Here is a 25,822-nt window from a genome sequence, read left to right on the forward strand (position 1 = left end):
ACCCGCAACTCCGATCAAGGGAAACTCCTCGCAAGGCAAAAGGGAAAGTCACGCGGCCCCAGTGAGCCGGCAGCTTGAGCGGCCAGGAGGGACCAAGTCTGGACAAAAGTAATCTAGCCCACACTCCGCACTAAATCAATTTAGTTGAGTAAGAGGGTTGCTGGCCGCCCGTTGACCACAAACAACGGCGTGAGTACTGTTGGCCGCCTATTCATCCTCGCCGTGGAGGCACCAATGGCCGGCACTTCGAACAGCAGCACTGACTACGAATTCCTGACCGTCTGGCGCGTGGCGGGTACCCCGCGGGAGGTCATGGACATCCTGGGCGATGCCGGCACGCTTCCCCGCTGGTGGCCGTCGGTGTATTTGGCGGTCGAACAGTTGGTGCCGGGCAACCCGGATGGCACCGGGAAGGCGTTCTTCCTCCACACCAAAGGCTGGCTGCCGTACACGCTCAAGTGGCGGCTCACCGTCACCGAGCCCATCACGGAGCACGGTTTCGCCATCTCCGCGCGGGGCGACCTCAACGGCACCGGACGCTGGACGTTCAAGCAGGACGGGCCCGAAACGGTGGTCACCTACGAGTGGCGGGTCAGCGCGGCGAAGCCGCTGCTGCGGCGGCTGAGTTGGCTGCTCAAGCCGGCCTTTGCCGCGAACCACCGGTGGGCGATGGCGCGCGGTCAGGAGGCGCTGGCCTTGGAACTGCGCCGACGGCGGCCCGGCGCCGACCCTGCCAGGGTTCCGCCGCCAGCGGGGCCCACCTTTTCACGCCGGCCCCGCTGGCCGGGGAAGGCAACGCACGCCTGACGTGCCGGTCTGGTTTTGCTGGAAGGTTCGACGACGGCGGCGGGCCGGGCGCCGTCGTCGTAACCTGCCGCCGGGCTGCTTTCCCCGGGACCGTCAGGATGTGGCTGACGGCGTGGGGGAGTCCTGCCGCTGGTGCGAGACCCGCTGGATGAACTCGACCGTCTCGCGCTCGGTTTCGGCGCGGGTGGTGGGTTCGTTGTGCACCTCGTGCCGGACGCCGGGGAAGACGCGGGTGCGGACGTCCGCGTGGCCCGAATCAGCCAGGCGGTTGGCCACGTGGTAGGCCCCTTCGCCGTAGTTGGTCACGGGGTCCTGGTCGCCGGCGAGGATGAGGACAGGGAGGTCCGCGGGGAGCTGTTTGTACCAGTCGTCGGCGTTGACCTGGTCGTAGAGGTCCACGAAGCCCTGCAGGAAGCGCGCGCTCAGCGGTGCGCCGAAGTTGTTGAAGGGATCCCGCCCGTGGTCGGCAACGACGTCGGGGTCCAGCGCCACCCAGGCAGTGGGGCCGGCACCTTCGCCGAAGCGGCCCAGGAAACCGTCGAACAACTGGCCCACCAGTTCCTCGGGCGCGGGCTCCGCAGCGCGCTCGCCGGAGGCAAGCCGTGCCAGTTCGGGCCGGTTGATCATTGTCTCGATGCCCCGCATCTGGGCGGCGATGCCGCAGAGGATCAGGCCGGAAAGCTGCGCCTTTGGATTGATGGCCAAGCCGCGCGCAATCATGGATCCCCAGCTGTGGCCGAACACCACGTACGGAAGCTTGGGGAGTCCCTCCCGGGCTTTGGCCTGCAGGGTGAGTTCATCGGCAACCACCACGCTGGCGGCATTGTCTCCGGCGTCGCCCCAGGTGCCCTGCTGCATGGCCGTGCGCCCGTGCCCGGCGTGGTCACCTGCCACCACGATGAATCCCGTGTCCACCAGGGTGGAAATGAGGTGCAGGTAGCGGCGGGAGTGCTCGCCGAGCCCATGGATCAGCTGCACGATCCCCTTGGGCTTGCCGATGGGTTCGTAGACCCACGCCTGGATGGTGTCGCGGCCGTTGGCGGACGTGAACTCGATTTCCTGCAGTGACATGTATTCCTCCTGTGGCGGCGCCGTCGCTGGCTCGTGGTGAGCCTAACCCTGGTCAGGTTGATGCCGTCAAGGTTGGGGGCATTCCGCAAAAGCCATCTCCAGAACTTCAGTCACGGTGCGGAGCGGTTTGTGTGTCGCATTGGGGTAGTCGGTACGGCTCTCTCAGGCAGGCGAGCATGTGGAGAAGTACTTCAAACTTGTCAGGATTCTCAGACTGTTCGGCGGTCCGTGCAATCAGTCCCGTGTAGGGCCCTATTCTGACACTTACCACACCCCAACCGGACGTCAGGTTGGGGTGTAACTCATTAGGAAGGGTTCACAAGCCAAGGATCTTAATCATGATTTCCCCTTTTGCAGGTTTTGATGACGGGTTTCGTGAGTCACGCCGCATGGCACTTCCTGATCGACGCGGACGATGTACTTGCCGTAGTCGCGTTGTATGACGAGGATTCCCTGCTTGTGTTCCAAGGCGAAGGGTATGAGTACGTTGACCGCACGGCAAAGCTTTTCGTCTCTGCGCCATGGCTCCTCCACAGTGGTGACCTCAAGGGACAGAGGAAGCGGTCGGCTTGGGAAATTGTCGCCGCCCATTAGTGGGAAGGCAACGCTGGTCACCGATAGATGTGGTTCGTGGGACACGAGTCCTCCTTTGTTTCGTCGAGTCGATCAACGCCCGGTGTCGGAGGGCCGTGCGGGCGCGGGCACTTTCCGAACGAGACCGCTGCCCTGAGGTGCCTGTACCTGGTCGCCGGATCCCTGGGCCAACCGGCGGCGGCAGGGCACGCTGGGTGATGAGGTGGAAGCCTGCGCTAAGCGCGGCGGCCGCCTCGAAAGAGCCATCCCCTAATGAAAACCGGCCGGACTCCACACATCGTTTATCGGACAGTCCCGCAACCGATGGGGTGGGAGACTCTCCGAAAGCCGCTGGAGATAGTCCGCCGAATGAAGGATTCCCTTTGGGACGCTGACTTCTAGGTCTGTAGGATGCTCCGGCTCGGGAGGGTTGTACCTCCCGATTGGTTCCTGTCGTTGTTTTCTAGATTGATTGGGGGATAGCCAGGGAGGGAAGCTGGTTCAGCCCTGTCCGCTCCAGTAGTTCCGGGATGCTTTGGGGACGTCGGAGTGTGGTGAATTTTATGCTTCCTTCGGCGTCGATTTTTGCTCCGTATATGCCTGGTTCGAGCAATGAGTTGTAGCTGAAGGGTGTGGAGAAGTAGTACGCGCCGGTGTCGAGGAGGGTGATGATGTCGCCTTGTTCGAGCGGTGGCAGGAGCCGGTTCCGGGCGATCAAGTCGCCGGCGAAGCAGCAGGGTCCTGCGATGTCCTGGGCGACGGGTTCCCCTGGTTTTCGCCGTCCAAGGCGGTCGTGCGCTTGGACGCGAATGGGCCATGCCTCCGGCATGAATACGGTTCGGGTGGCGACTTGCGCCCCGGCATGGGTGATGGCGATCCGGCGGCCGCCGCTGGTTTTGGTGTATTCAACGTGCGCCGCCAGGAATCCGAACTTCGCCAGTATGGTCCGGCCGAATTCGGTGATGATTTCGTATTTGCCGTTGAACAGACCCGGCACTGCTTTTCGCAGCTCGCGGACGTAGGGATCAAAGCTCGATTCCATCGTGTCGCTCTCGAAATCGACCGGCAGGCCGCCTCCGATGTCTATGGCCCTGATCTGCTGGCGGCCGAGTGTTTCGTTTACTTCATCGGCGAAGTCCACAACCCGTGCTATCCCGTCTGCGATAAGCGCCAGGGGGCATCCCTGGGACCCAACGTGGGCGTGGACGCGGCTGAGCCAAGGATATTTACGGTAGGCCTCGAACAGGCGCGCCCTGCTGCCGGGGTCTGTCAATGCGATTCCGAACTTCGACGTCGCCCCTGCGGTGCTCATGGCCTCTATGCCGCCCAGGCCGACCTGTGGGTTGATACGGATGCCGATCTTGGAGGCCGACGGCGACTGGCCCAGAAGATGGTCGATGCGCTCGAGTTCCTGGAAGTTGTCGGCGTTTATGGCCACGCCCAGTGAGAGGGCTTGCCGCAGTTCCCCCCGGGTCTTCGCGGGGGAATCGAAAACGATCCTGTCGGGGGGAAACCCCGCGGCGAGGGCCTGGGCAAGTTCGCCCTCACTGGCTACTTCACAGCCCATGCCCAAGTCTTTGAGCATGGAGAGGACAGGGACGAGGCAATTGGCCTTGGCCGCAAATGCGTGGAGTGTGCCGGGGTTGCCGGGGAAGGCGGTGTGCAGGGCCTTGACGTTCTCTTCGACCGCGTCCAGGTCGATGAAACCCGCGACCAAAGCTTCCTCGGGGTGCAGCAGTCCTTGCCGGATGGCCGTCTCAAGGATCAGCTCCCGCCGCTGGGAGGCCTCTAGGTTTTTCACTCTTCGCCTTTCTCAAAAATCACTAATTCGTTCACTCTTGGCTTGATGGGGCGACCGTATGGGTCTGGTCTGGACCTCGCGTGGGAGGGGGCAATCACGACTGGGCATGCCGCCAAGGCACTGATCTGCTGGCGGGCAAATCCATCCGGGTCCTTATGCGGGGACGGATTCATAGGTTTGGGCCCTGGCGACAAACTCCTCGAAAAGCGGGTCGTGGCCGTCGGAACGCAGCCATTCCGGGTGGTACTGCACGCCGACAATCCAATGCGAACGATCGATTGACTCGATTGCCTCAATCACTTCGTCTTCGGAGCGTCCAACGACGCGAAGTGGAGGTGCAATGCGCGCTATCGCCTGATGATGGAGGCTGTTGATCCGCAACTTTGTCTGTCCGTGGAGCCGTCCTAGACGTGAATCCGGGTCGAGGTTGAGGTCATGGGTGGTGATATCAAGTTGCCCTTCTTGCTTGTGTTGGATTGGTCCAGGTTCCAGATCCTGGATGAGGCTGCCACCGAGTGCAACGTTGAGAATTTGGGCACCTCGGCAGATCGCGAGAATCGGCATGCTGCGACGCATCGCCTCGGCGATGACCAGGAGTTCCAGGCTGTCGAGTTCCTCGTCAATATTGGTAGTTGGATCAGGCGCTTCGCCAAATAGCCGAGGGTGTGGATCGATTCCTCCTGGCAGCAGCAAGCCATCGACGAGATCGAGAACGCTCTGTACTGCTGCGTGATCGAGCCCGGGCGCGATGGCGACTGGAATGGCGCCGGCAGCTAGCAGAGCGCTGTTGTATGCTTCGGCGATCCTGTAGTTGTTGGGGTCGTGGGGCAGGTCACGGCCCAGTGTGAGCGCAATGGTCGGGCGCTTGCTCATGATGTCCTTTCGGATGTGGTGGATGCCGCGTAGTGGGCGAGGAGTATGGCCCGCAGCGCAAGCGGGCTGGGCATTTGCCCGGCCTGGTGGACTGGCATCGGGTGAACGACGTCGTCTCCGATGGTTCGATTGGGGGGCGTTGCCGGCTAGGTCTCAGGACGCTCGGCTAGAGAACGCTGTGTAAGAAGGCGCGTGTCCGCTGATTCTGAGGGTTTTCCAACACGTCGCGGGGAGCGCCGGACTCCACGACGACGCCGCCGTCCATGAAGACAACCTGATCCCCGGCTTCGCGGGCGAAACCGATCTCGTGAGTGACCACAATCATCGTCATGCCGCTGCGGGCGAGATCGCGCATAACGCTGAGGACGTCGCCTACCAGCTCGGGGTCAAGCGCCGATGTTGGCTCGTCGAAGAGCATGAGTTTGGGTGACATCGCCAGAGCGCGGGCAATGGCAACTCGTTGTTGCTGGCCGCCTGAAAGCTGGGCGGGATAGGAGGATGCTTTTTCGGCAAGTCCGACGCGGTCGAGTAGTTCCAGTGCGGTGGCGCGCGCCTTCTGGCGGGGCGTGCGACTTACCCCTGTGGGCGCCTCCGTGATGTTTTCCAGAACGCTGAGATGGGGAAACAGATTGAACCGCTGGAACACCATGCCAATGTGGCGGCGTTGTTTGGCGATCTCCGCGGGCTTCATCTCCCGCAAGCCTCCGCGATGGGGTCGGTAGCCCATAAGCTCCCCGTCCACGTAGATGCTGCCACCGTCGAGGCGTTCAAGGTGGTTGACGCAGCGCAGCAAGGTTGACTTGCCGGACCCCGATGGGCCGAGCAGGCATAGGACCTCGCCTCGGCGAACGGAGAGGTTTATGTCATCCAGCACGCGCAGGCTGCCGAAGGCCTTGCGAACGCCTCGGACGTCTACGAGGACGTTGTTCGTGTTCTCAGCGGACATGTTTGTCCTCCTTCACGGCTTCTTCGTGGTCGGTGTGGGATGGATTGACGGGAGCGCGTTTGATCTGCATCTCCTGGAACTTGCTGCTGAGATGACGTAGCCGCTGCCACGGGGTGGTGACGCGGCGGCCTACACCGCGTCCATAGCGGCGCTCGAGGAAGTACTGCGGCACCGAGAGCACCGTTGTGAGGAGCAGGTACCAGATGCTGACCACGACCAGCAGCTCGACCTGGCGCAGATTTTGCGCGGAAATGTCGCTGGCACGGGTATATAGCTCTTGGACCGCGATCAGCTGCAGGAGGGCACTGTTCTTCAGCATCGAGATCGTCTCGTTGCCCATCGGGGGGATAATGATACGCATTGCCTGCGGCAGGACGATGCGCCGCAAGGTGTAGCGGGGCGACATGCCCAGGGAGTTCGCCGCTTCGACGTGGCCTGGATCAACCGAGAGCAGACCCGCTCGCACGATTTCAGAGGCGTAGGCCGCCTCGTTCAGTGCAAGTGCGAGCAGGCCGGCAATAAAGGGGGTCACTACGGTAGGGGTTGGTGCGGTGAAGATGGTGAGCTCCGTCATCGGAATCCCGACTGAAATGTTGGCATACAACAAACCGAGATAGCCCCAAAAGACGATCTGCACGAGCAACGGGGTGCCCCGGAAGAACCAGGTGTAGGCCCACGCGACGGTAGCCATGACAGGGTTTGACGATAGCCTCATGACCGCGAGGATGGTGGCCAGGACAGTTGCCAGCAGCATGCTGCACGCGGTCAGGACAATGGTCATGAGCACCCCGTTGAGGATGCGGGGGTCGAACAGGAACTGTGCGATGACGTCATGTTCAATGTTTTTGTTGTTCCAGACCGAAATAATCCCCAACGAGGTGCCGGCAGCGATCAGGGCGGCGGCAACCCATCTCCAAGGGTGCCGCAGGGGTCGGGCAACGATGTCATGGCCGCTGAGCCTCTTGTCATCGGTGGCCGGTTTCATTTCCAGGGCAGGCATCAGGCACCGCCGTTAACTTTGGCTGTCTGGACGGCGTATTGCGAGAGATGGTATTTGTCCAGCAGCTTTTGATAGGTGCCGTCCTCGATCAGGGACTGGAGCGTCTTTTGAAGAGCCTGGGTGAGGTCGGCATTTGCCTTCAAAACGCCGATGCCGGTCGGCGCCGCACCGAACCCTTTTGGATTGTGGGGATCGTTGATGATCTCGAAAAGCTTGCCATCGCCCGATGTTTCTGCTGTATTCACCGCAGGTGCGGCGTCCAAAACGTCGCCAACGGCCTGCCCGGAACGGACAGCCAGCAGCGCCTCTCCTTCGCTCGGCAACTCGAGCGGAATGATCGGGCCTGCACCTGCTTTTGCACAGCTGTCCGTCTGGTCCCTGACGAACTGGGCTTGGGTGGTGCCTTTGGCCACTGCCACAGTGTGACCGCACAAGTCGAGCAGTCCATGTATTCCTTCCGGGTTTCCCTTCTTGACGACGATGGCAAGGCCGGCCTGGAAATAGTCGACGAAGTTGAGCGCTTTTTGCCGCTCGGCCGTGTCATTCATTCCGAACATGATGATGTCGTGTTTGCCGGCTTGGAGGGAGGGAATGATGCTGGTGAAGTCCTGGGTCGTGAAAGTGAACTTGGTGCCAAGTCGTTCGCCAAGAGCCTGGCCCAGGTCGTAATCGAAACCGCCGAAATTACCCGCTTCATCTCGGGTGGTCATGGGCGGGTAGACCCCGCTGGCGACGTTTATGCCATTGGCGTACCGCTTGGGAAGAAGCGAGGCGAGCTTGGCGTCCGCCGTCGATGGCGGAGCCGAAGAGGTGCTGCACGCCGTCAGGCCTGTAAAAGTCAGCACACCGCAGAGCGCGGTGGCCAGCAGGTGTTTTCGGTTCAGTGACATGGGAAATCCTTAATGCCAGGTGCTGGGGATGGGTCGGGCGTTGGGTGGAACTAGTGACCGGTTCGAGCGGTTCCCTTAGCGTAGGTGCCCTAAATCCTTCAGTTCATCGTCCGACCGGCCTAGATTTGCTGTATGTCTTTGTCTGATCTTTCAAGAAACCCAGGCGGTAAGGGCGACGTAGCCACGCTCAGGGAAGTGCTCGCCAGGATTGGCGAGCCGATCGTGCGGGTTCTCGCTGCTCCGCGGGGACTTGATCACCAGATCCGGGGCACGTTTTTGCACGACCCGGCAGACCCCCTCCCTGAAGGGGTTGACGCGTTGCTGCTGGTACCCGGACTGACACCTGATTCCGCAGCTGCTACAGACCTTCTGAGCGCATCGCGCCTGCGGGGGTACTGCGGCATCGTTATCAAGCAACGAGGGGTAGATGCGGCAGACCTCGCCGCGGCGGCAATCGCTGCGGGGGTAACAGTCCTGACCGCCGACGATGATGTGCCCTGGCGCCATCTGGACTCACTCCTGCTCTCGCTGCTGGGCTCCCAGGGTGCCGGGGCAGGGGACACGCCCGCAGGCGACGACCTGTTCGCATTGGCCAACGCGCTGGCGGCCGTTGCCGGCGGCGCAGTCTCGATTGAGGACCTTGACCGCAAGGTCCTGGCATACTCATCGTTGCCCGGACAACCCATCGATGAGCTGCGACGGGAAGGGATATTGAACAGACGCGTCCCTGAGATCACACACAACCTGGGCCGGTACCGTGTGCTGTTGGAAGCGGCGGGTGTCATCCACTTCCCGGAGGAGCTCGGGACACGGCCGCGTTCGGCCATCACGATGCGTGCGGGCCGGCAACCCCTTGGAAGCATCTGGGCGATTGAGCCGCCGGAGGGCCTGTCGGCCGACGGAGAGCGTGCGCTGATCGATGGTGCTTCGCTAGCTGTCATGCACATCCTTCGCCGCCGCAATGCCGACGAACTGGAGTGGCATATGCGAGAAAGCGCAATACTTGGCGCCCTCAATGGATCATGGCCGGCTCATGACATTGCGTTCCGGCTCTCACTGCCACCAAATGCCGAACTCATACTCTGCGGGCTCGCTCTACTCCCGGACCCAACAGGTACCGGACCACTCATGGCCCATCTTGGTAGCGCCGTATCGCGCTACGTATTCGCGCTTCGCCCCGATGCAGGAGTTGCTACGACATCACGTGCTGTCTACGTACTGCTTCCATCCGGAGGGCTGGATGCGGCGCTTCGACTTGCCCGGGGCGCAGTGAGTGCAATGTCGCCAACGTTCAACGATCGGGTCCGGGTAGCGGTCGGTCAGGCAACAACCGACCCAGCAAAGCTCCCTGCCGTCCGGCAGGAAGTCGATGACGTCCTGCGGGTAACGTTAGCCGACGCCTCACTGCCAAATGTTGCGAGGCTGTCCGACGTCCACACAAGAGTGCTGCTTAACCATGTCGGTGACGAATTGGCCCGCGAGCCGCGCTTGCAGCACCCTGGAATCGCTGCGATGCTGGCATACGACCGGCGCCGGAACACGGACTTTGCCGCATCAATCAGCGCCTGGCTCGAGGCCGCAGGGGACGTATCGACCGCTGCGTCCGTACTTCACGTCCATCCAAACACCTTGCGGTATCGGCTGCGGCGGGTCTCCGAACTGTTCGGCCTAAACTTCAAGCACCCCGATGACCGGCTGGGCATCTGGATACAATTGCGCCACCTCGAGCGTGGCTCGGCTACTGAGCCGTAACAGGGTGCTGCCGTCGCGGCACTGACATGAGCTCACCGCTCGCCCTGCGAAAGCGGCTCGGACGGTACGGAGTGGCTTACGAATCACTTGTGTCCAGCTGCAAATACACTCGACTCGCTTTGCAAGGGCTGGGCGGTCGATCGGGCCTCCCGCAAGCCGGCTCCTCATTACGGGTGGTCTCGGGATCATCGCCGGGCATTGACGGAATCCACACAGGCATCCCGAGCATGGCAGGTACCTACCGAACGACGACTTGCAGCGCAAGCGGCCCAAGCCGATCTTGCTTCTTTCAGCGCCGCTTGATGCGCCAGTGGGGGCCTTTCGTGCTTCTGCGCTGGGCGGCCAGTTGCGCCTTGCTCTGGTGCGCCTACCGTGACTGGTTTGGGCATCGTGGCAGCGAAGGGCTTCACACCTCTTGCGGCCGAAGACCCGTAGATCGACGATCTCCGCCACTCCCTCACGCTGACAGAATCTTCATTATCGGCTTTCCGTCCTGGGACTTGTGCAACTGCGATCACCATGGACCTCCGTGCTCTAAACCAGGCCTAAATTCAACTTCCCACGGGCTGTTCTTGTCCGCGGCGAACTTGGCCCACTACGTAAGTGGGGCACCATCTGCCGCACTTTAGAGACGGGCGTGGAGTCGGTGCTTCCTCTTGACCTGCGACTGGCGTCAAACTAACTTGACGCCATGGATCAGGCGTCAGTGGAGCAGGCACTCAACAGCGGTGACGTCCACGAGCTGCTCAAAGTGTGGGAAGACTTTAACCGGGGCGAGGCATCGCCTGGCATTTCCCCCGCCGGCGATGATCCGGCGCTGGAAGCTGCAGCACATTTTCTGTCAGAGGTATCGGAAGTCGCCGCGCTGGAGGCGCTGCGGGCAAATGCCAAAGCAGTTGAGCTGCTCACGGCGAGGCGCTGGTATGTCATGAAGTCTGCCCGTGAGGGCGGCGCCACGTGGACACAGATCGGTGAGGCATTGGGGATCACAAAGCAAGCAGCCCACGATTTTTACCGCCGCAAGATCGAAGAACAGGAAAAGCACTTGCCGAATCTCCACGACATGGCAGCCGCTCGCGCCGTCCTCGAAGACTGATTTGAGGGACGCCACCACCCGCCGTCCCAGTACACGGGGAACGTAGCATCCGGACACACAGCGCAACGCAGGCGCCCCCGCCCGTAACCTGGTTAAATGCCTCGTTTCGCACTGGACATCGAGTCCGTCCCCCGCCCCGCCCGTTCGCAGGAGCTCCTGGACGCCGTGAACCACCGGGTGGTCATCGCCGACGGCGCCATGGGCACCATGCTGCAAGGCCGGGACCTGCAGCTCGAAACGGACTTCCAGAACCTCGAAGGCTGCAACGAGATCCTCAACGACACCCGCCCGGACGTCATCGCGGACATCCACGACGCCTACTTCGCCACCGGCATCGACGCCGTGGAAACCAACACCTTCGGCGCCAACTGGTCCAACCTCTCCGACTACGGCATCGACGACCGCATCGAGGAACTCGCACTGAAGGGCGCCAAAATCGCCCGAGAACGTGCCGAAGCGGCAGAAGAAACAGACGGCCGGATGCGTTGGGTCCTCGGCTCCATGGGCCCCGGCACCAAGCTCCCCAGCCTGGGCCACACCAGCTACGACTACCTCAAGCAGACCTTCGCCCTCCAGGCCGAGGGCCTCATCGACGGCGGCGCGGACGCGTTCCTCATCGAAACCAGCCAGGACCTCCTGCAGACCAAGGCCGCCGTCAACGGCTGCAAGCAGGCCATCGTCTCCAAGGGCATCCGGCTCCCCATCTTCGTCGAAGTAACGGTCGAAACCACCGGAACCATGCTCATGGGCTCCGAAATCGGCGCCGCGCTCACCGCCCTCGAACCGCTCGGCGTCGACGCCATCGGCCTGAACTGCGCCACCGGCCCGGACGAGATGAGCGAGCACCTCCGCCACCTCTCCAAACAGTCCTCCGTCGCCATCGCCTGCATGCCCAACGCCGGGCTGCCCATCCTCGGCGCCAACGGGGCGCACTACCCGCTTTCCCCCACCGAACTCGCCACCGCGCACGAACAATTCGTCCGCGAATTCGGCCTGGGCCTGGTGGGCGGCTGCTGCGGTACGACGCCGGAACACATGGCCGCCGTCGTCGAACGTCTTGCCCCCTTCCGCACCCAAGCCGTGGCCGCCACGGACACGAACGCCAGCAACGGCAAAACAGCCCCCGCCCGCGTCCCCACCGAACGCGAAGCCGGCGTCGCCTCCCTCTACCAGCACGTGAACTTCGACCAGGAGTCCGCCTACCTGGCCATCGGCGAACGCACCAACGCCAACGGCTCCAAGGCCTTCCGCCAGGCGATGCTCGAAGAGCGCTGGGACGACTGCGTGGACATCGCCCGCGAGCAGATCCGCGTAGGTGCCCACCTGCTGGACGTCTGCATCGACTACGTGGGTCGCGACGGCGTGGCCGACATCAAGGAGGTTGTGAGCCGTTTCGCGTCCGCCTCCACCCTCCCGCTGGTCATCGACTCCACCGAACCGCCTGTGTTGCAGGCCGGACTCGAACTCATCGGTGGCCGCCCGGTGGTCAACTCCGTCAACTACGAGGACGGCGACGGCCCCAACAGCCGCTTCGCCCGCATCATGCCGCTGGTCAAGGAACACGGCACCGCCGTGATCGCCCTGACCATCGACGAACAGGGCCAGGCCCGCACCACCGACGGCAAGGTAGCCATCGCGTCGCGCCTGGTCGACTCCCTGGTGGGCGAGTGGGGCATGCGCGTCGAGGACATCATCGTGGACTGCCTCACCTTCCCGGTCGCCACCGGCCAGGAGGAAACCCGCCGCGACGGCATCGAAACCATCGAGGCCATCCGCCAGATCACCGCCAAGTACCCGGGCATCAACACCACGCTCGGCGTCTCCAACGTCTCCTTCGGCCTCAACCCGGCAGCCCGCATCGTCCTGAACTCCGTGTTCCTGCACGAAGCCGTCCAGGCAGGCCTGACCAGCGGCATCATCGACGCCGCCAAGATCGTCCCGCTCGCCTCCCTCCCTGAAGAACAGCGCAAGGTGGCCCTGGACCTCGTCTACGACCGCCGCGAATACGACGCCGACGGCAACACCACCTACGACCCCCTCGCCAGCATGCTGGACCTCTTCGCCGGCGTCGACACCGCAGCACTGAAGGACCAGCGCGCCGCCGAACTCGCCGCCCTGCCCACCGGCGCCCGCCTGGAACGCCGCATCATCGACGGCGAAGGCAAGGGCCTCGAGGAGGACCTGGACCTGGCCCGCAGCGAAGGCATGACCCCGCTGGGCATCATCAACGACCACCTGCTCGAGGGCATGAAAGTGGTGGGCGAACGCTTCGGCGCCGGCGAAATGCAGCTGCCGTTCGTGCTGCAGTCCGCCGAGGTCATGAAGAACGCCGTGGCCCTCCTCGAGCCGCACATGGAAAAGGCGGATTCTTCCGGCAAGGGCACCATGGTGATCGCCACCGTCCGCGGCGACGTGCATGACATCGGCAAGAACCTGGTGGACATCATCCTCACCAACAACGGCTACAAGGTAGTCAATATCGGCATCAAGCAGGGCATCGCCGAGATCATCGCCGCCGCGGAGGAACACGACGCCGACGTAATCGGCATGTCCGGGCTGCTGGTGAAATCCACTGTGGTGATGAAGGAAAACCTCGCCGAGCTGCAGACGCGCGGCCTGGCCAAGAGGTGGCCTGTCATCCTGGGCGGCGCCGCCCTGACCCGCGCCTACGTGGAGCAGGACCTGGCGGAGCAGTTCGAGGGCACCGTCAGGTACGCCAAGGACGCCTTCGAGGGCCTTGCGCTCATGGAACCGCTGGTGCGCGTGGCCCGCGGTGAGGACCCGGACTCCGTGGGCCTGCCGCCGCTGAAGAAGCGCATCCACAAGGGCGGCCCGAAATTCACCATCACCGAGCCTGAGGCGATGCCCGGCCGGTCCGACGTCGCCACCGACAACCCTGTCCCCGCCCCGCCGTTCTGGGGCACCCGGATCGTCCGCGGCGTCTCGCTCCACGACTACGCCGCCTTCCTGGACGAGCGCGCCACGTTCATGGGGCAGTGGGGCCTCAAACCCGGCCGCGGCGAGGACGGCGCCTCCTACGAGGAACTGGTGGAGACCGAAGGCCGGCCGCGGCTGCGCTACTGGCTGGACCGCATCCTGGGCGAGGGCATGCTGGACGCCTCGGTGGCCTACGGCTACTTCCCCGTGGTCTCCGAAGGGGAACAGGTGGTGGTGCTGCACCACGGCGAGGATCCCGACGGCGTCCTGGGCCAGGCGGGCCTGCTCGCCCCCGACGGTGGTTCAGGCGGTCCGATCGGCACGGACAGGCTGCGCTTCAACTTCCCGCGCCAGCGCCGCGACCGGCACCTGTGCCTGGCCGACTTCGTGAAGTCGCGGGAATCCGGGCAGATTGACGTGCTGCCAGTGCAGCTGGTCACCGCCGGCTCCAAGATCGAAGAGTTCACCTCCAAGATGTTCGCGGCCAACCAGTACCGCGACTACTACGAACTCAACGGCCTGGTCATGCAGCTCACCGAGGCGCTCGCCGAATTCTGGCACGCCCGGATCCGCAAGGAGCTCGGCTTCGCGGCCGAGGAGCCCAAGGACACGGCAGGGTACTTCAAGCTTGACTACCGCGGCGCCCGGTTCTCGCTCGGCTACCCCGCCTGCCCGGACATGGAGGACCGCCGCAAGGTCACCGAGCTGCTGAAGCCCGAGCGCATGGGCGTGGTCCTGAGCGATGAGCTGATGCTGCACCCCGAACAGTCCACCGACGCGTTCGTGTTCCACCACCCGGAGGCCAAGTACTTCAAGGTGTGAGCTGGTCTCGCGGTCCTCTCAATGCTGCCCGAACCGCGCCCGGGCAGTTCGAGCGGATGTGCCGAGGGCGGCACCGATAACCTCCCACGAGTCTCCTTTCGCGCGGGCGGCGCTGACGGCTGCGTCCAGCTCGGCTGCGGCTTTCGCGGCAGCCGTACGGGCAGCGGAGATCCGGCGGAAGTCCGCGGCCTCCCTGTCCACAGGAGGAGCCGGGCTCAGGCGAAGGAGCGTGCCATCCACCCGCAGCGGCGCGGTTAGGTGCTCGAGGTGCAGGACGTAACCTTCTTCGGGCGCGCGCTGAATGTAGAGGGTGAGGACGGCCTTTCCCTCACCGTCATCAAAGTCCACTTTTCCGTAGCTCTCGCTGGGGCCAACAGGCCACGGGCGCGGCTTCAACCGCCAACCAGCTTCGTAATGCGTCGGCTCGTAGGTTGGTGCTTCGTGAGGGGTCATGCTGGCCGTTCTCCTTCAACTGTCTTGCCACTGCGCCCCGACGCGTAGGGGCGCAGCAAGGTCTAAGTCCACGGTACGGCCGCGGTCTAACGGGCACCCGGGTGGCAGGTACCCGAATTCAGCGAAGGCTTTTACCTGCGGTGGGCGTAGGTCGGGGAGGGCGCGGGCCTACGGGTGGACACTATTCCTGCACCCCGAGCAGTCCACCGACGCGTTCGTGTTGCACCACCCGGAGGCCAAGTACTTCAAGGTGTGAGCTGGTGCCGGTCCCTGGCGTGGGTGGACGGTGTCCGGGCGGGGCGGCCGTTTGCGCCGGAAGCCGGGCCAGCGACCGGCTTCACCCGCCGGAGCGCGGCCAGGACGGCCCGCCCCACCACCGCGATCCCGATGACCGTGGTGACGGCGCGGAGGGTGTCCCATCCCGCCGTCGACGTCAGCAGTGAGTAGAGCAGGAAGCTGCTGAGGTTGGTGCCCAGCGGTGCGCCCGGCACGTAGGAAATCCCGGTGCCGCTGCCCACCGCAAAGGGCCAGAACCACAGATTGAGCAGCAGGCCGAACACATAGGACGCCACCACGCCGTACCCGGCAAGCATCCACAGCTCTGCCCTGCCGCGCACCCGGCGGGGGAGCAGTCCGGCCCCCGCGCCCACCCACGCGCAGGCAAACATCTGGAACGGCGTCCACGGCCCGATCCCGCCCCACAGCACGCTGGAGACGGCGATGGTGGCCGCGCCGAGGAGCAGGCCAAACCGCGGACCGAACGCCCGGCCCGCCAGGACCAGCAGGATGAACACGGCTTCCACGCCGCCGACGCCGGTACTCGCCACCCGCACCGCCGAACCTACCGCTGCCAGGACGCCGAGCAACGCCACCGTGTGTGCCGAGCGGACTGAACCGTCCAGGGACACCACGACGGCGGCCGCGGCCAGGGGCGCGATGGCCAGGGCGGCGTACGGGGTGGCTGCAGCGGCGTCCTGCGGAAGTGCCGCGGCAAGCAGCGGCCAGCAGAAGGCCGCGAGGGCCAGCAGGTTTGCGGCTGCCAGGACTGCCAGCTCGGCTGCCCGCGGCATCCGGATACGGCGGCCCGGCTTCGCGCCGGGCAGGTCAGGCCGGTGCTCGATGGTCCGGGCCGGGGCCAGAGGTTGGGCTGCGGGAACGTCTGCTGACTCATCCGGACCGGCTGCCAGGGCGGAGGGCGCCACGCCGTCCCGCATCGGCAGGATCCGGGCCCCGAGCCGGTGCGCAAACTCGAGGTCGTGGGTGGCGAACAGGACCGCGACGCCCTCCGCGGCAGCGGCCCGCAGTGCTGCCGCGACCGCCGTCCGCGCGGTGGGATCGAGCCCGCGGGTGGGCTCATCGATCAGCAGCACTTGCGGCCGGTCCATGGTCTGCAGCGCGATGGCAAGGATCCTGCGCTCGCCGGCGGACAGGTCCCGGGGGTGTTCGTGCCCGATGGGCATGCTGACGTTGCCCCGGAGCCGGGCAAGCCGTGCTTCCGCCGTGCCGGGTGGAGGCTTCCCAGCGGGCTTTCCGCCAGAGCCTCCGCGCGTCTTTCCGCGCGCCAGGCGCCGCTCCGCCGCCCTCAACTCGGCGGCAACGGTGTCCCTGGTGAAGAGGTCGTCGGAGGCGTCCGGCACCAGGGCCACCCGGCCGCCGTCGTCCGTCCTTGCGGCGCTGGCGCCCTCACCCAGGGCCAGCGCCACCAGGAGGGACGACTTACCGGCCCCATTCGGGCCCACCAGCGCCACAATCTCGCCGGGGTGCAGGGCCAGGGATGCCTCCCGCACCAGGGGCGTGCCGCCGCCGTGCACGGCTAGGTTCGTGGCCGTAAGCACGGGTACGGTGTCCGCCAAAACTGGGGCAGGACCTTCAGCGGGATGCGCAGGAGCGGGAGAAGGCGCCGCGCCGGGCACCAGCGCGCCGCCCTCGAGGGTCCACCATGAACCGGCAACAGGGACCAGCGCTTCCGCCCGGTGCTCCGCCACGATCACGCACACACCGGAGTGGCGGGCGAGGCCGCTGAGCACGGCGATGACGCGGCGGCGCGCTGTGGCATCGAGGTCGGCCAGCGGCTCGTCCACCAGGAGCAGGACGGGATGGTCCACGACGGCGGCGGCGATGGCCACCAGCGTTGCCTCACCTGCCGACAGGGTGCTGACGTTCCGGTCCAGCAGTGCCGAGACCCCGATCCGCTCCGCCACCTCCAGCACCCGGGCCGTGGCGGCCGGCCGGGCCACGCCGCGCAGTTCCAGGGCCAGGCCAATCTCGTCCCTGACCCGCGTGGTGGCAAAGGCCGCGCGGGGATTCTGCAGGACCACCCCGGTCAGGCGGGCCGTGTCGCGCGGCGGGGCAGCGGCACGGTCCACGCCGGCCACGCGCACCGTGCCGGAGATGCCACCGCCGTCGACATGCGAGAGCAGCCCGGCGACGCCGCGCAGGATGGTGGACTTGCCGGAGCCCGTGGGACCGGTGATGACCGTGATGGATCCGGCGGGCGGCGTGAACCCGGCCGCGCGCACCTGCGCGCTGCCAATCCGGAACTGTGCGTCCCGGACCACGAGCGGCGGGGCGCTGCCGGAAACCGATTGGGGTGCGGGCCGGCCAGCGAATCCGCGCAACTCCAGGGCCGCGGCAACCCGGCCCGCATGCTCAAGGGTGCGCTCCAGCACAGGAACCAGGGCACGGGGTCCGAAGCGTTCGCCCCGCAACCGGAAGGCCAGGCGGACGGAGGCCACGGCGTCGGACAGGGCCGGGAGCGCCGCCCATGCCACCACCAGCACCCGGGCCACGCCCTGCAGTGGGCCGCCCCGGGCCAGCCGGACGAAGCCGCGGGACACATCAACCCACGCGTTGAGCAGCCCGAAGCCGAGGATCAGCCCGGCTATGGGCAGGGCGGACAGCACCGCCTGCCAGAGACCGGGCGCCGTAACCGGGCCGAGGAGGACCACATGCGCGTAGGGCGCGGGAAGCCGGACCTGCGGCATGGCCAGCAGGAGCGGCTCACCGATGCCCGCCCCGTTGAACAGGACTCGGTAGATGACCCGCGCCGCGATGAAGACGGCGGCGAGGGCCGCCGCCGCCCGTAACGGCGCGGGCCGGAAGGTCATGACGCGGGTGCTGCCGGTTCGTTGTCCACGGTGTAGAGCAGTTCAAGGCTCTCGCCGGGGCTGAGCTTGAGGCTGTCCAGGCCTTCCTGCGCGTAGGCCCACGTGCCGGCGGCGGGCTTCACCCAGAGGGCCCAATAAGAGACCGTGTTTTTGTCATCGCACGCTTCGCGGGTAGTGCCGCCCTTGTGCTTGATGTCGAAGTCCGCAGCGGGCACGCCGTTGACGCGGCACGCGAAGCTCGTGGGGTACTTGGCGGTGCCCTCGATCTTCACGTCGGCTTTGCTCAGCACGTCCGATGCCAGAGTGGGTCCGTCCGCGGGCACGCAGGTGGAGGTGTCGGCGGCAGCTTGCTTCAGGGAGGCGGAATCCACCACGACCTTCACCCCGGTGCAGGGCCCGGCGGAGGCAGAGGCGCTGGCTGATGCCGAGGCGGAAGCGGATGCGGATGCGGAGGGAGCGGACTGGGTGGCGGCCGGCGTGGAGCAGGCGGCGAGGGTCAGCAGGAGGCCGGCGGCGGCGAGGGAGCTCGCGGCGGCGGTGCGGGTCTTAGTCAATGTCACCTGTCAAGGGTAGGGCGTTGCTGCCCGGAGCGGGATGCTGCCGCGTTGTATGACGTCAGGTCTCCACTAGAACCACTATCAGTCGGGCTGTCTCCCGGCTACTCTCGAGACATGTGCCCAGCGACACAATGGCTGGCCCCTGCTGATGAGGCGAACCTGGTGCTTGACCACGCCGGCCAGGTCAACGTGTTCCTCGTCGCTGCGCTGCTCGCGCCCGGAGGCTTCCTGGCTCCGGACGGCACGGCAGACATCGCAGCGCTGAGGGCGGTCCTCCGTGAGCGGATTGCGGAGTTGCCGGCACTCCGCAAAAGCGCCGTCCAGTCGGGCCGTCGGCACCACTGGATTGAAACCATTCCGGACGTCGAGCACCACATCCGCGCCGTAGAGCCCGTGGATGGCCTTACAGGACTTGAGGACAGATGCGCCGAACTTATGGGGCAGCCGCTGGCAGGGGACCGTCCGTTGTGGGAGATCCTGGTGGTACCGGGTGCCACAGCGGGAGGACTTGGCGTCGTGTTGCGTATCCATCACGCGGTGGCCGACGGGATGACGGCGGCGCTCATCGTGCAGCGGCTTTTCGATCCCGGCGAACCGGGGGAGAGCCCCTCGAACCAGCCCCTTATGCGCCGGCCGACGGAGGCTCCCCGGCACCATCCCCGGAACGATCCCCGCAGCACACTTCGTCGGATTGGGACGGGGCTTAGCCGCATCCGCAAGACTTTATGGGGCCAGGGCGTGGGCCGCACGATGCTGCTGGGTGAGCGCAGCGCCCACCACGGCGTCGCTTTCCTGCGGACGGAAATCGAAGCCCTCGAAGCGGCGGTGCGCCCGCGGGGTGCCACCGTCAACGATGCACTGCTTGCTGCGTCGGCGGCCGGCTTCCGGGCAGCTTTGTTGGCGGCCGGTGAACCGGTTCCGTCTTGGTTGCCGGTCTCGGAACCGGTGGCTCTGCGGCGCCGCGGGACTGCGGGGAACCAGGTGGGAGTCATGCTGGTGCGGCTGCCACTCGGCGAGCCAGACCCGGATGAGCGCTTGCGGCTCATCGGTGCCCAGACGCGTGACGAGAAGCTGCGGGCGAGGGACCAGGGCACCCTGGAGTTCATGCGCGGCCCGATCGGCGCGCGCATCATGGACAGCCTCGCCAGACGGCAGCATCTGGTGGGCGGGTTCGTCACCAACGTGCCGGGTACGAAAGGAGCTTTTCTCCTCGCGGGGGCTCCGGTCACCGCGCTCTGGCCGGTTGCGGTGCTTGCCGGCAATGTGCGGCTCGGCGTCGCTGCGGTCTCCTACGCCGGCAACCTGTGTTGCGGCATCCACTTCGATGCCTCGAATGTCCCAGGCGATGTGTTTGCGCAGGCCATGGGGGAGGAGCTGGCACGTCTGGGCAGGTGAGCGTTGTGCTGGGATATCGCCTCAGAGCGGCAGGACCCATTCCAAAGCAAAAGGGTCGACGGCGGCACCCCAGGTGGGTGCCGCCGTCGACCCTTTTGCGTGAGGTGTTAGGCGGATTCTGTTGCCAGGGCCCCGTTAGCTGCCAGCGCCTCCTCCGGCGCGTCATACCGCGGATCGCCGGACGACGGGTGGGCAGAGACGGCCGCGGCGTGCTCGGCCAGCACCCCTGTCTGGTGGCGGATCTTAAGCCGGTAGAGCAGGGTTCCGCCGATCACCACGGCGGCCACGAAGATCACGCCGCCCCACTGCAGGTACCACTCGAACGGCGGCACTGAGTTGTAGATTTCCGGGCGGGGCCACACCAGGTTCACCGTCATGGCAGCGCCCCAAAGGACCGCCAGGATGTTCACGGGAACACCCCACTTGCCCATGCAGAACCCGGGCTCGGAACCGTCGTCGGCCAGCGGCCACTTCTTCAGGAACCGTTTGCGGAGCAGGGGAACCGTCACCAGGAGGTAGGAGAGGTAGATCAGGACGATGCTGATGCTGGACAGGATGGTGAAGATGGCCGGCTGCGTAACGTTGACCAGGAGCGGCAGAACGGCCAGGACACCGATGACGATCGCGGCCACGGTGGGGGTGCGGCGGACGGGATCAACCTTGCTGAGCTGCCGGCTGAAGGGCAGGTTGTTGTCACGGGCCATGGCGAACATCATCCGGATGGCGGCGGCGTGGACGGCCAGGGTGCAGACCACCACGGCCACCACGATGCAGGCCAGGAAGGCCTTGCCGAACGGGCCGCCCAGGACGGAGAGCACGATGTGCTGCAGGCCGCCGTCGGGAGAGCCGATTTGCGGGTCCGTGAGGTCCGGTGCGGCCAGGATGCCGAACAGCAGGATTCCCCCGCCCAGGAGGAACGACGCCGTGACGGCGCGCAGGATGGCCTTGGGAGCGGTCTTCTTGGGGTCCTTGGTTTCCTCGCCGAGGGAGCTGGCGGTGTCGAAGCCGTACATGACATAACCGGAGGCCATGGCGCCGATCAGGAAGACGCCGAAGAAGCCCAGATCGTGGCCTTCGCCGAAGCCGTTGGTCTGGAAGAAGACCTCAGGGCCCCGCACCACGTGCCAGCCCAGGGCGAGGATCAGCAGCACGGCCGCTACCAGCTCCACGAAGACGCCGATGCTGTTGATCCTGGTCATCAGCTTCACCCCGAACGCGTTAATGAGGGTGGAGATGGTGATCATGATGGTGGCCAGCACCACGCCGTTCATGGCGAAGTCATAGGGGCCGGTACCGTCACCAACGAACTGGAAGCCGGACCAGAGCTGCGGCAGCGTGATCTGCAGGGCCAGCGCCACCGAGCCCAGCGCCATGATCGAGGACAGCAGCAGCAGCCACCCGGCCAGCCAGGACGAGGTCCCCGACGCCAGCCGCTTGGCCCAGTTGTAGACCGAACCCGCCACCGGGTAGCGGCCGGCCAGTTCAGCGAAACACAGGGCCACCATCAGCTGGCCTACGAACACGATGGGCCAGGACCAGGCGTACGCCGGGCCGGCCATGGAAAAACCAAAGTAGAACAGTTGGAAAACACCGGTGAGGATGGAGATGTAGCTGACACCCGCGGCGAAGCTGGCAAATTTGCCGATACTTCGGTCGAGGGTCTGGGTGTAGCCGAATTCGTCCATGCCGCTTGAATCAATACTCTTGCTGGGTTCCAAATTGGACTCCTGGATCAGAAAGCACGATGGGACCGGCCGCCCTGGGGTGCGGCGGAATAACGCTTGTTTGAGGGTTGGTGCTCATGGGAGCGGCGACCCCGTGGGGCCCGCTCAGGCCAGGGAAGTGGTGAGCTCCTTGTCTGCGGCATCGGCGCCGGCGTAATCCGCCTTGATCAGGTCAGCGCAGCGCTCGCCGATCATCATGACCGTGATGTTGGGATTGACGGTGACATGCTCAGGCATGACGGACGCATCGGCGACCCGTAGCCCGGTGACGCCCTTGACCCGCAGCCGGGCATCCAAAGGCGACATATCGTCGTCGTCCGCGCCCATCCGGACGGTTCCCACCGGGTGGTACACGGTGTTGTGGGTCTTGCGGATGTAGTCCCGCAGTTCCTCATCCGTCTGCGCCTCGACGCCGGGCGACAGCTCGCGCCCGGCCCATTCCGCCATGGCGGGCTGGGCGGCGATTTCACGGGCCTTGCGGATGCCCGCCACCATGACGCGCATGTCGTGGCCTTCCGGGTCCGTGAAGTAGCGCGGATCCACCATCGGCTTGTCGCGGAAGTCGCGGCTGCGCAGCCGGACGGTGCCGCGGGACCGTGCGTGCGTGACGTTGGGCGTGAGGCTGAAGCCGTTCTCCGTGGTGGGGTAGCCGTGCCGCAGCGTGTTCATGTCGAACGGGACGGAGCCGTAGTGCATCATCAGGTCCGGCCGGTCCAGGCCGTCCTCGGTGGGGGTGAAAATGCCGATCTCCCACCACTGCGTTGAGGCCTGCACCATGGGCTGCTTGGCCTCCCACTGCACCACGCCTTCGGGGTGGTCCTGCAGGTGCTCGCCCACGCCGGGGGAGTCCACCAGGACCTCGATGCCGTGGGCGGCCAAGTGCGCTGCCGGGCCAATGCCGGAGAGCATGAGCAGCTTGGGCGAGTCGATGGCACCGGCGGACAGGACCACCTCGCGGTGCGCGGAGAGCCGGTGGGTCCGGCCGAACGCGGAGTCCACCACGTCCACGCCGGTGCAGCGCTTGTCCGCATCGAACACCAGCTGGCGGGCGCGGAGGCCGGTCAGCAGGGTCAAGTTGGGGCGCTCGATAATCGGGTGGATGTAGGAAACCGAGCTGGAGGCGCGGGTGCCGTCCGCCTGCCGGTTGATCTGGAAGAAGTTGGCACCGTTCACCACGGTGGTTCCCGTGTTGAACTTCGCACGGGGAATGCCCGCCTGCTCACAGGCGTCCAGGAGCGCGACGCCGGCAGGATCCGCCGGGGGCACGTTCATCAGGTGCACGGGGCCGGAGTCCCCGTGGTGGGGTGCGTCCGGGCCGGCGTCCTGGTTGGTTTCCAGCCGCTTGTACAGCGGCCACGCGGCGTCCGCGTTCCACCCGGTGGCGCCGTACTTGGACTCCCACTCGTCCAGGTCCTCGCGCGGAGCCCAGAAGGCGATGCAGGAATTGTGGCTGGAGCAGCCGCCCATCACCTTGGCGCGGGCGTGCCGCATGAAGGAGTTGCCGTTCTCCTGCGGCTCGATGGGGTAGTCCCAGTCGTAGCCGGATTCCAGCAGTTCCATCCAGCGGTCCAGCTGCAGGATTTCGGGCAGGTTCCGGTCGTCCGGGCCGGCTTCCACGAGGGCGACGGTGACGTCCGGGTCCTCACTGAGCCGCGCGGCGACGGCGGCGCCGGCGGACCCGCCGCCGATCACGACGTAGTCGAACCCGCGGTCGCTCACGTCCTCAATGTTGTCGTAGTGCATCTAGTTCTCCTTGCCGTGGTCAGCGAACCAGCCGGTGACCTGCGGGCTGGTGTTCTGGTAGATGTGCTTGGCTTCCTGGTATTCGGCCAGGCCGGTGGGGCCCAGCTCGCGGCCGACGCCGGACTGGCCGAAGCCGCCCCACTCGGCCTGCGGGAGGTAGGGGTGGTAGTCGTTGATCCAGATGGTGCCGTGCCGAAGCCTGCCCGCCACCCGCTGGGCTTTCCCGGCGTCCTGCGTCCAGACGGCCCCTGCCAGGCCGTAGATGGTGTCGTTGGCGATCGCCACGGCCTCGTCCTCGGTGCGGAAGGTTTCCACCGTGACCACCGGGCCGAACGCCTCGTCGGTGACCACGGACATGCCGCGCTGCACCTGGTCCAGGATGGTGGGCAGGTAGTAGAACCCGGCGTCGTACTTCTCCCCGGACGGCGCCGAGCCGCCGGTCCTGAGCCGGGCGCCTTCGGCGATGCCGCGCTGGACGTACTCGTGGACACTGTCGCGGTGTCCTGCCGAGATCAGCGGGCCGGTCTCGGCGTCGTCGTCGAAGGGGCCGCCCAGGCGGATGCCTTCAGCGCGGCGCACCAGTTCATCCACGAAGCGTTCGGCGATGGATTCCTCGACCACCAGGCGGGCGCCTGCGGAGCAGACCTGGCCGGAGTGGACGAATGCACCATTGAGCGCGTTGTCCACTGCGGCATCGAAGTCGGCGTCAGCGAAGATGACGTTCGGGTTCTTGCCGCCCAGCTCAAGCGCAATTTTCTTGACAGTGGCGGCAGCGGTGGCGGCGATGCGCTTGCCGGTTTCCAGCCCGCCGGTGAATGAGATGAGGTCGACGTCGGGGTGTTCGGACAGCGGTGCCCCAACCTTGGTGCCGGGTCCGGTGAGTAGGTTCGCGACGCCGTCGGGCAGGCCCAGGTCCTGCATGAGCTGCATGCACAGGATGCTGGTGGACGGGGTTAATTCGGCCGGTTTGAGGACGAAGGTACAGCCGGCTGCCAGCGCGGGTGCAATCTTCCAGGCAGCCTGGAGGAGAGGGTAGTTCCACGGCGTGATCAGGCCGCAGACGCCGACCGGTTCGTAGACGATCCGGCTGACCACGTCCGGATTCCCGGCGTCCACCACACGGCCCGGCTGCTGCCCCGCGAGCCTGCCGAAGTACTCGAAGCAGGCGGCGATGTCATCGATGTCGATGCGGCTTTCCACCATGCGCTTACCAGTGTCCAGCGATTCGGCGCGGGCAAACTTTTCCCGGTGCTCCCGCAGGCCAGCGGCAACCTTGAGCAGGAACGTGCCGCGCTCGGGGGCCGGGACGGAAGACCACACTCCGGAGTCGAAGGCTGCCCGGGCCGCGGCGATGGCGCGTTCGGCGTCCTCACGGTCGCCTTCGGACACCATGGCGACTACTTCGCCGTCGGCGGGATTGCGGATCTCCCGGGCGGCGCCGGAGGCTGCCGGTTCCCAGCGGCCGTTGATGAACAGGGTGCGGGGCGTGTCGCGGAGGGCGCGTGCGGCGGCGTCTCCGTCTGCTGTGGCGTAAGTCATACCGAGCACAATAATGGAGATTGAACGACTGTTCAATACTTTTCTTGAACAGTCGTTCAATGCTACGCCCGCCACTATCCGCGTGGTACGGCGGGTGGCCTCAGTCCAGGCCGGGTTCCGGGGAGGTTCCTGTGTCGTCCGGAACCGGTGCGAAGGCGATCTCCTCCGTACGGGCGATGCTCCGCTGGGTGGCAGCCCGGTCCACGCCGAGGAGGGCGGTCAACCACATGCCGTTTTGGATGACGACAATATCGGCGGCCCGATCCCTGCATGCCTTCCAAGGGAGTTCAGGAATCGCATTGGACACCAGTGTGGCGAGCCCGTCCAGGTACCGGTCGAACGCGGCGGCGTTGATCTGGGCGTAATCCTCGTCGGCCCGGGCCAGGGCCCACAGGTGCAAGCGCAGTGACAGGTAGCGGGTGGTCAGCAAGTCTGCGCCTGCCACCCGCCGAAGCGCTTTGCGCAATTGTTCGTCAGGGGGCAAGGACGGGTCCGGCGCAACCAGCAGGAGGTCGTGTTCGTCCACCCGCCGCAGGGCAGCCCGGATCAGCGTGGTCTTGTCGTCGTAGTAGTAGTTCACCAGGCCCAGAGCCACGCCTGCTTCGCGCGCCACGGCACGCATGCTCACCCCTGCAATGCCATGGCGGGACAACAGGTCCATCGCCGCCTCGAGGATGCGTGACTGCCTGTCCACCTGTTCGCCGGAGTTCACGGCATTCGTCCCCATCTGGCCAGA

Annotated in this window: 19 protein-coding genes and 1 pseudogene; 6 read left to right on the forward strand and 14 right to left on the reverse strand. The window is 65.6% G+C overall.

Annotated elements, in window-relative coordinates; translation table 11 throughout:
* The first annotated feature begins 234 nt into the window (after positions 1-234).
* Entirely contained in the window at positions 235-807 is a 573-nt protein-coding gene (locus QF050_RS05100; RefSeq protein ID WP_308932103.1) for an SRPBCC family protein, read from the forward strand.
* A 93-nt stretch (positions 808-900) separates the two neighbouring features.
* Here QF050_RS05100 and QF050_RS05105 read toward each other — a convergent pair whose 3' ends face one another.
* Positions 901-1,878 carry an alpha/beta fold hydrolase gene (locus QF050_RS05105; RefSeq protein WP_308929452.1) on the reverse strand — a complete coding sequence of 326 codons (978 nt, stop codon included), beginning with the start codon at positions 1,876-1,878 and terminating at the stop codon, positions 901-903.
* Between the two features lie 336 nt (positions 1,879-2,214).
* Positions 2,215-2,517, reverse strand: coding sequence for a hypothetical protein (locus QF050_RS05110; protein WP_308929453.1), 303 nt, complete (start codon positions 2,515-2,517; stop codon positions 2,215-2,217).
* Positions 2,518-2,534: 17 nt separating this feature from the next.
* Here QF050_RS05110 and QF050_RS05115 point away from each other — a divergent pair.
* Positions 2,535-2,702 (forward strand): annotated as a pseudogene (locus tag QF050_RS05115) (transposase); the annotation flags it as partial.
* A 212-nt stretch (positions 2,703-2,914) separates the two neighbouring features.
* Here QF050_RS05115 and QF050_RS05120 read toward each other — a convergent pair.
* From QF050_RS05120 to QF050_RS05140, 5 genes are all read right to left on the reverse strand, one after another.
* Positions 2,915-4,252 carry a diaminopimelate decarboxylase gene (locus tag QF050_RS05120; RefSeq protein WP_308929454.1) on the reverse strand — a complete coding sequence of 446 codons (1,338 nt, stop codon included), beginning with the start codon at positions 4,250-4,252 and terminating at the stop codon, positions 2,915-2,917.
* 153 nt (positions 4,253-4,405) lie between these two features.
* Entirely contained in the window at positions 4,406-5,125 is a 720-nt protein-coding gene (locus QF050_RS05125) for a gamma-glutamyl-gamma-aminobutyrate hydrolase family protein (RefSeq protein WP_308929455.1), read from the reverse strand.
* Positions 5,126-5,291: 166 nt separating this feature from the next.
* Positions 5,292-6,071: an amino acid ABC transporter ATP-binding protein gene (locus QF050_RS05130; RefSeq protein ID WP_308929456.1), complete on the reverse strand. Its 780-nt coding sequence runs from the start codon at positions 6,069-6,071 to the stop codon at positions 5,292-5,294.
* Complete coding sequence (locus QF050_RS05135) at positions 6,061-7,071, reverse strand: amino acid ABC transporter permease (protein ID WP_308929457.1); 1,011 nt, start codon at positions 7,069-7,071, stop codon at positions 6,061-6,063. The genes QF050_RS05130 and QF050_RS05135 overlap by 11 nt, the downstream gene beginning before the upstream one ends.
* Complete coding sequence (locus tag QF050_RS05140) at positions 7,071-7,961, reverse strand: ABC transporter substrate-binding protein (RefSeq protein WP_308929458.1); 891 nt, start codon at positions 7,959-7,961, stop codon at positions 7,071-7,073. The genes QF050_RS05135 and QF050_RS05140 overlap by 1 nt, the downstream gene beginning before the upstream one ends.
* 132 nt (positions 7,962-8,093) lie before the next feature.
* On the opposite strand from QF050_RS05140, the gene QF050_RS05145 reads away from it, so the two are divergent.
* The 3 genes from QF050_RS05145 to metH all read left to right on the forward strand — a co-directional run bounded on the left by QF050_RS05145 (position 8,094) and on the right by metH (position 14,568).
* Positions 8,094-9,713, forward strand: coding sequence for a helix-turn-helix domain-containing protein (locus QF050_RS05145; protein ID WP_308929459.1), 1,620 nt, complete (start codon positions 8,094-8,096; stop codon positions 9,711-9,713).
* 691 nt (positions 9,714-10,404) lie between these two features.
* Positions 10,405-10,809: a hypothetical protein gene (locus QF050_RS05150; protein WP_308929460.1), complete on the forward strand. Its 405-nt coding sequence runs from the start codon at positions 10,405-10,407 to the stop codon at positions 10,807-10,809.
* A 96-nt stretch (positions 10,810-10,905) separates the two neighbouring features.
* Entirely contained in the window at positions 10,906-14,568 is a 3,663-nt protein-coding gene (gene metH, locus QF050_RS05155) for a methionine synthase (protein WP_308929461.1), read from the forward strand.
* An 18-nt stretch (positions 14,569-14,586) separates the two neighbouring features.
* Here the strand turns inward: metH and QF050_RS05160 are convergent, their stop codons facing one another.
* The 3 genes from QF050_RS05160 to QF050_RS05170 form a co-directional block, all read right to left on the reverse strand.
* Positions 14,587-15,021, reverse strand: coding sequence for a hypothetical protein (locus QF050_RS05160; protein ID WP_308929462.1), 435 nt, complete (start codon positions 15,019-15,021; stop codon positions 14,587-14,589).
* A 245-nt stretch (positions 15,022-15,266) separates the two neighbouring features.
* Positions 15,267-18,128 carry an ATP-binding cassette domain-containing protein gene (locus QF050_RS05165; RefSeq protein ID WP_308929463.1) on the reverse strand — a complete coding sequence of 954 codons (2,862 nt, stop codon included), beginning with the start codon at positions 18,126-18,128 and terminating at the stop codon, positions 15,267-15,269.
* The gene (locus QF050_RS05170) at positions 18,125-18,688 is read right to left on the reverse strand and encodes a hypothetical protein (RefSeq protein ID WP_308929464.1); all 564 of its coding nucleotides are present in this window, start codon (positions 18,686-18,688) and stop codon (positions 18,125-18,127) included. Before QF050_RS05170 ends, QF050_RS05165 begins: the two co-directional genes overlap by 4 nt.
* A gap of 111 nt (positions 18,689-18,799) precedes the next feature.
* Here QF050_RS05170 and QF050_RS05175 point away from each other — a divergent pair, with 111 nt between their 5' ends.
* A complete protein-coding gene (locus QF050_RS05175) occupies positions 18,800-20,080 on the forward strand; it encodes a wax ester/triacylglycerol synthase domain-containing protein (protein ID WP_308929465.1) in 1,281 nt (426 codons plus the stop codon).
* A 107-nt stretch (positions 20,081-20,187) separates the two neighbouring features.
* Here the strand turns inward: QF050_RS05175 and QF050_RS05180 are convergent, their stop codons facing one another.
* From QF050_RS05180 to QF050_RS05195, 4 genes are all read right to left on the reverse strand, one after another.
* Positions 20,188-21,765 carry an APC family permease gene (locus QF050_RS05180; protein WP_308932104.1) on the reverse strand — a complete coding sequence of 526 codons (1,578 nt, stop codon included), beginning with the start codon at positions 21,763-21,765 and terminating at the stop codon, positions 20,188-20,190.
* Between the two features lie 144 nt (positions 21,766-21,909).
* Positions 21,910-23,547 (reverse strand): GMC oxidoreductase, encoded by a 1,638-nt coding sequence (locus tag QF050_RS05185; RefSeq protein ID WP_308929466.1) that lies wholly within the window; start codon positions 23,545-23,547, stop codon positions 21,910-21,912.
* Entirely contained in the window at positions 23,548-25,086 is a 1,539-nt protein-coding gene (locus tag QF050_RS05190) for an aldehyde dehydrogenase family protein (protein ID WP_308929467.1), read from the reverse strand.
* A gap of 100 nt (positions 25,087-25,186) precedes the next feature.
* Positions 25,187-25,813: a TetR/AcrR family transcriptional regulator gene (locus QF050_RS05195; RefSeq protein ID WP_308929468.1), complete on the reverse strand. Its 627-nt coding sequence runs from the start codon at positions 25,811-25,813 to the stop codon at positions 25,187-25,189.
* Between the last annotated feature and the right edge of the window lie 9 nt (positions 25,814-25,822).

The sequence above is a fragment of the Arthrobacter sp. SLBN-112 genome (genome assembly GCF_030944625.1).
In the GTDB taxonomy this organism is placed as follows: Bacteria; Actinomycetota; Actinomycetes; order Actinomycetales; family Micrococcaceae; genus Arthrobacter.

Bases quoted from the DNA above. Each gene is read 5' to 3' on its own strand.
- QF050_RS05175 (WP_308929465.1), top strand. From the start codon at position 18,800: ATGTGCCCAGCGACACAATGGCTGGCCCCTGCTGATGAGGCGAACCTG.
- QF050_RS05105 (WP_308929452.1), bottom strand. From the start codon at position 1,878: ATGTCACTGCAGGAAATCGAGTTCACGTCCGCCAACGGCCGCGACACC.
- QF050_RS05195 (WP_308929468.1), bottom strand. From the start codon at position 25,813: ATGGGGACGAATGCCGTGAACTCCGGCGAACAGGTGGACAGGCAGTCA.
- metH (WP_308929461.1), top strand. From the start codon at position 10,906: ATGCCTCGTTTCGCACTGGACATCGAGTCCGTCCCCCGCCCCGCCCGT.
- QF050_RS05145 (WP_308929459.1), top strand. From the start codon at position 8,094: ATGTCTTTGTCTGATCTTTCAAGAAACCCAGGCGGTAAGGGCGACGTA.
- QF050_RS05180 (WP_308932104.1), bottom strand. From the start codon at position 21,765: ATGGACGAATTCGGCTACACCCAGACCCTCGACCGAAGTATCGGCAAA.
- QF050_RS05165 (WP_308929463.1), bottom strand. From the start codon at position 18,128: ATGACCTTCCGGCCCGCGCCGTTACGGGCGGCGGCGGCCCTCGCCGCC.
- QF050_RS05160 (WP_308929462.1), bottom strand. From the start codon at position 15,021: ATGACCCCTCACGAAGCACCAACCTACGAGCCGACGCATTACGAAGCT.
- QF050_RS05140 (WP_308929458.1), bottom strand. From the start codon at position 7,961: ATGTCACTGAACCGAAAACACCTGCTGGCCACCGCGCTCTGCGGTGTG.
- QF050_RS05185 (WP_308929466.1), bottom strand. From the start codon at position 23,547: ATGCACTACGACAACATTGAGGACGTGAGCGACCGCGGGTTCGACTAC.
- QF050_RS05130 (WP_308929456.1), bottom strand. From the start codon at position 6,071: ATGTCCGCTGAGAACACGAACAACGTCCTCGTAGACGTCCGAGGCGTT.
- QF050_RS05150 (WP_308929460.1), top strand. From the start codon at position 10,405: ATGGATCAGGCGTCAGTGGAGCAGGCACTCAACAGCGGTGACGTCCAC.
- QF050_RS05125 (WP_308929455.1), bottom strand. From the start codon at position 5,125: ATGAGCAAGCGCCCGACCATTGCGCTCACACTGGGCCGTGACCTGCCC.
- QF050_RS05190 (WP_308929467.1), bottom strand. From the start codon at position 25,086: ATGACTTACGCCACAGCAGACGGAGACGCCGCCGCACGCGCCCTCCGC.
- QF050_RS05100 (WP_308932103.1), top strand. From the start codon at position 235: ATGGCCGGCACTTCGAACAGCAGCACTGACTACGAATTCCTGACCGTC.
- QF050_RS05135 (WP_308929457.1), bottom strand. From the start codon at position 7,071: ATGCCTGCCCTGGAAATGAAACCGGCCACCGATGACAAGAGGCTCAGC.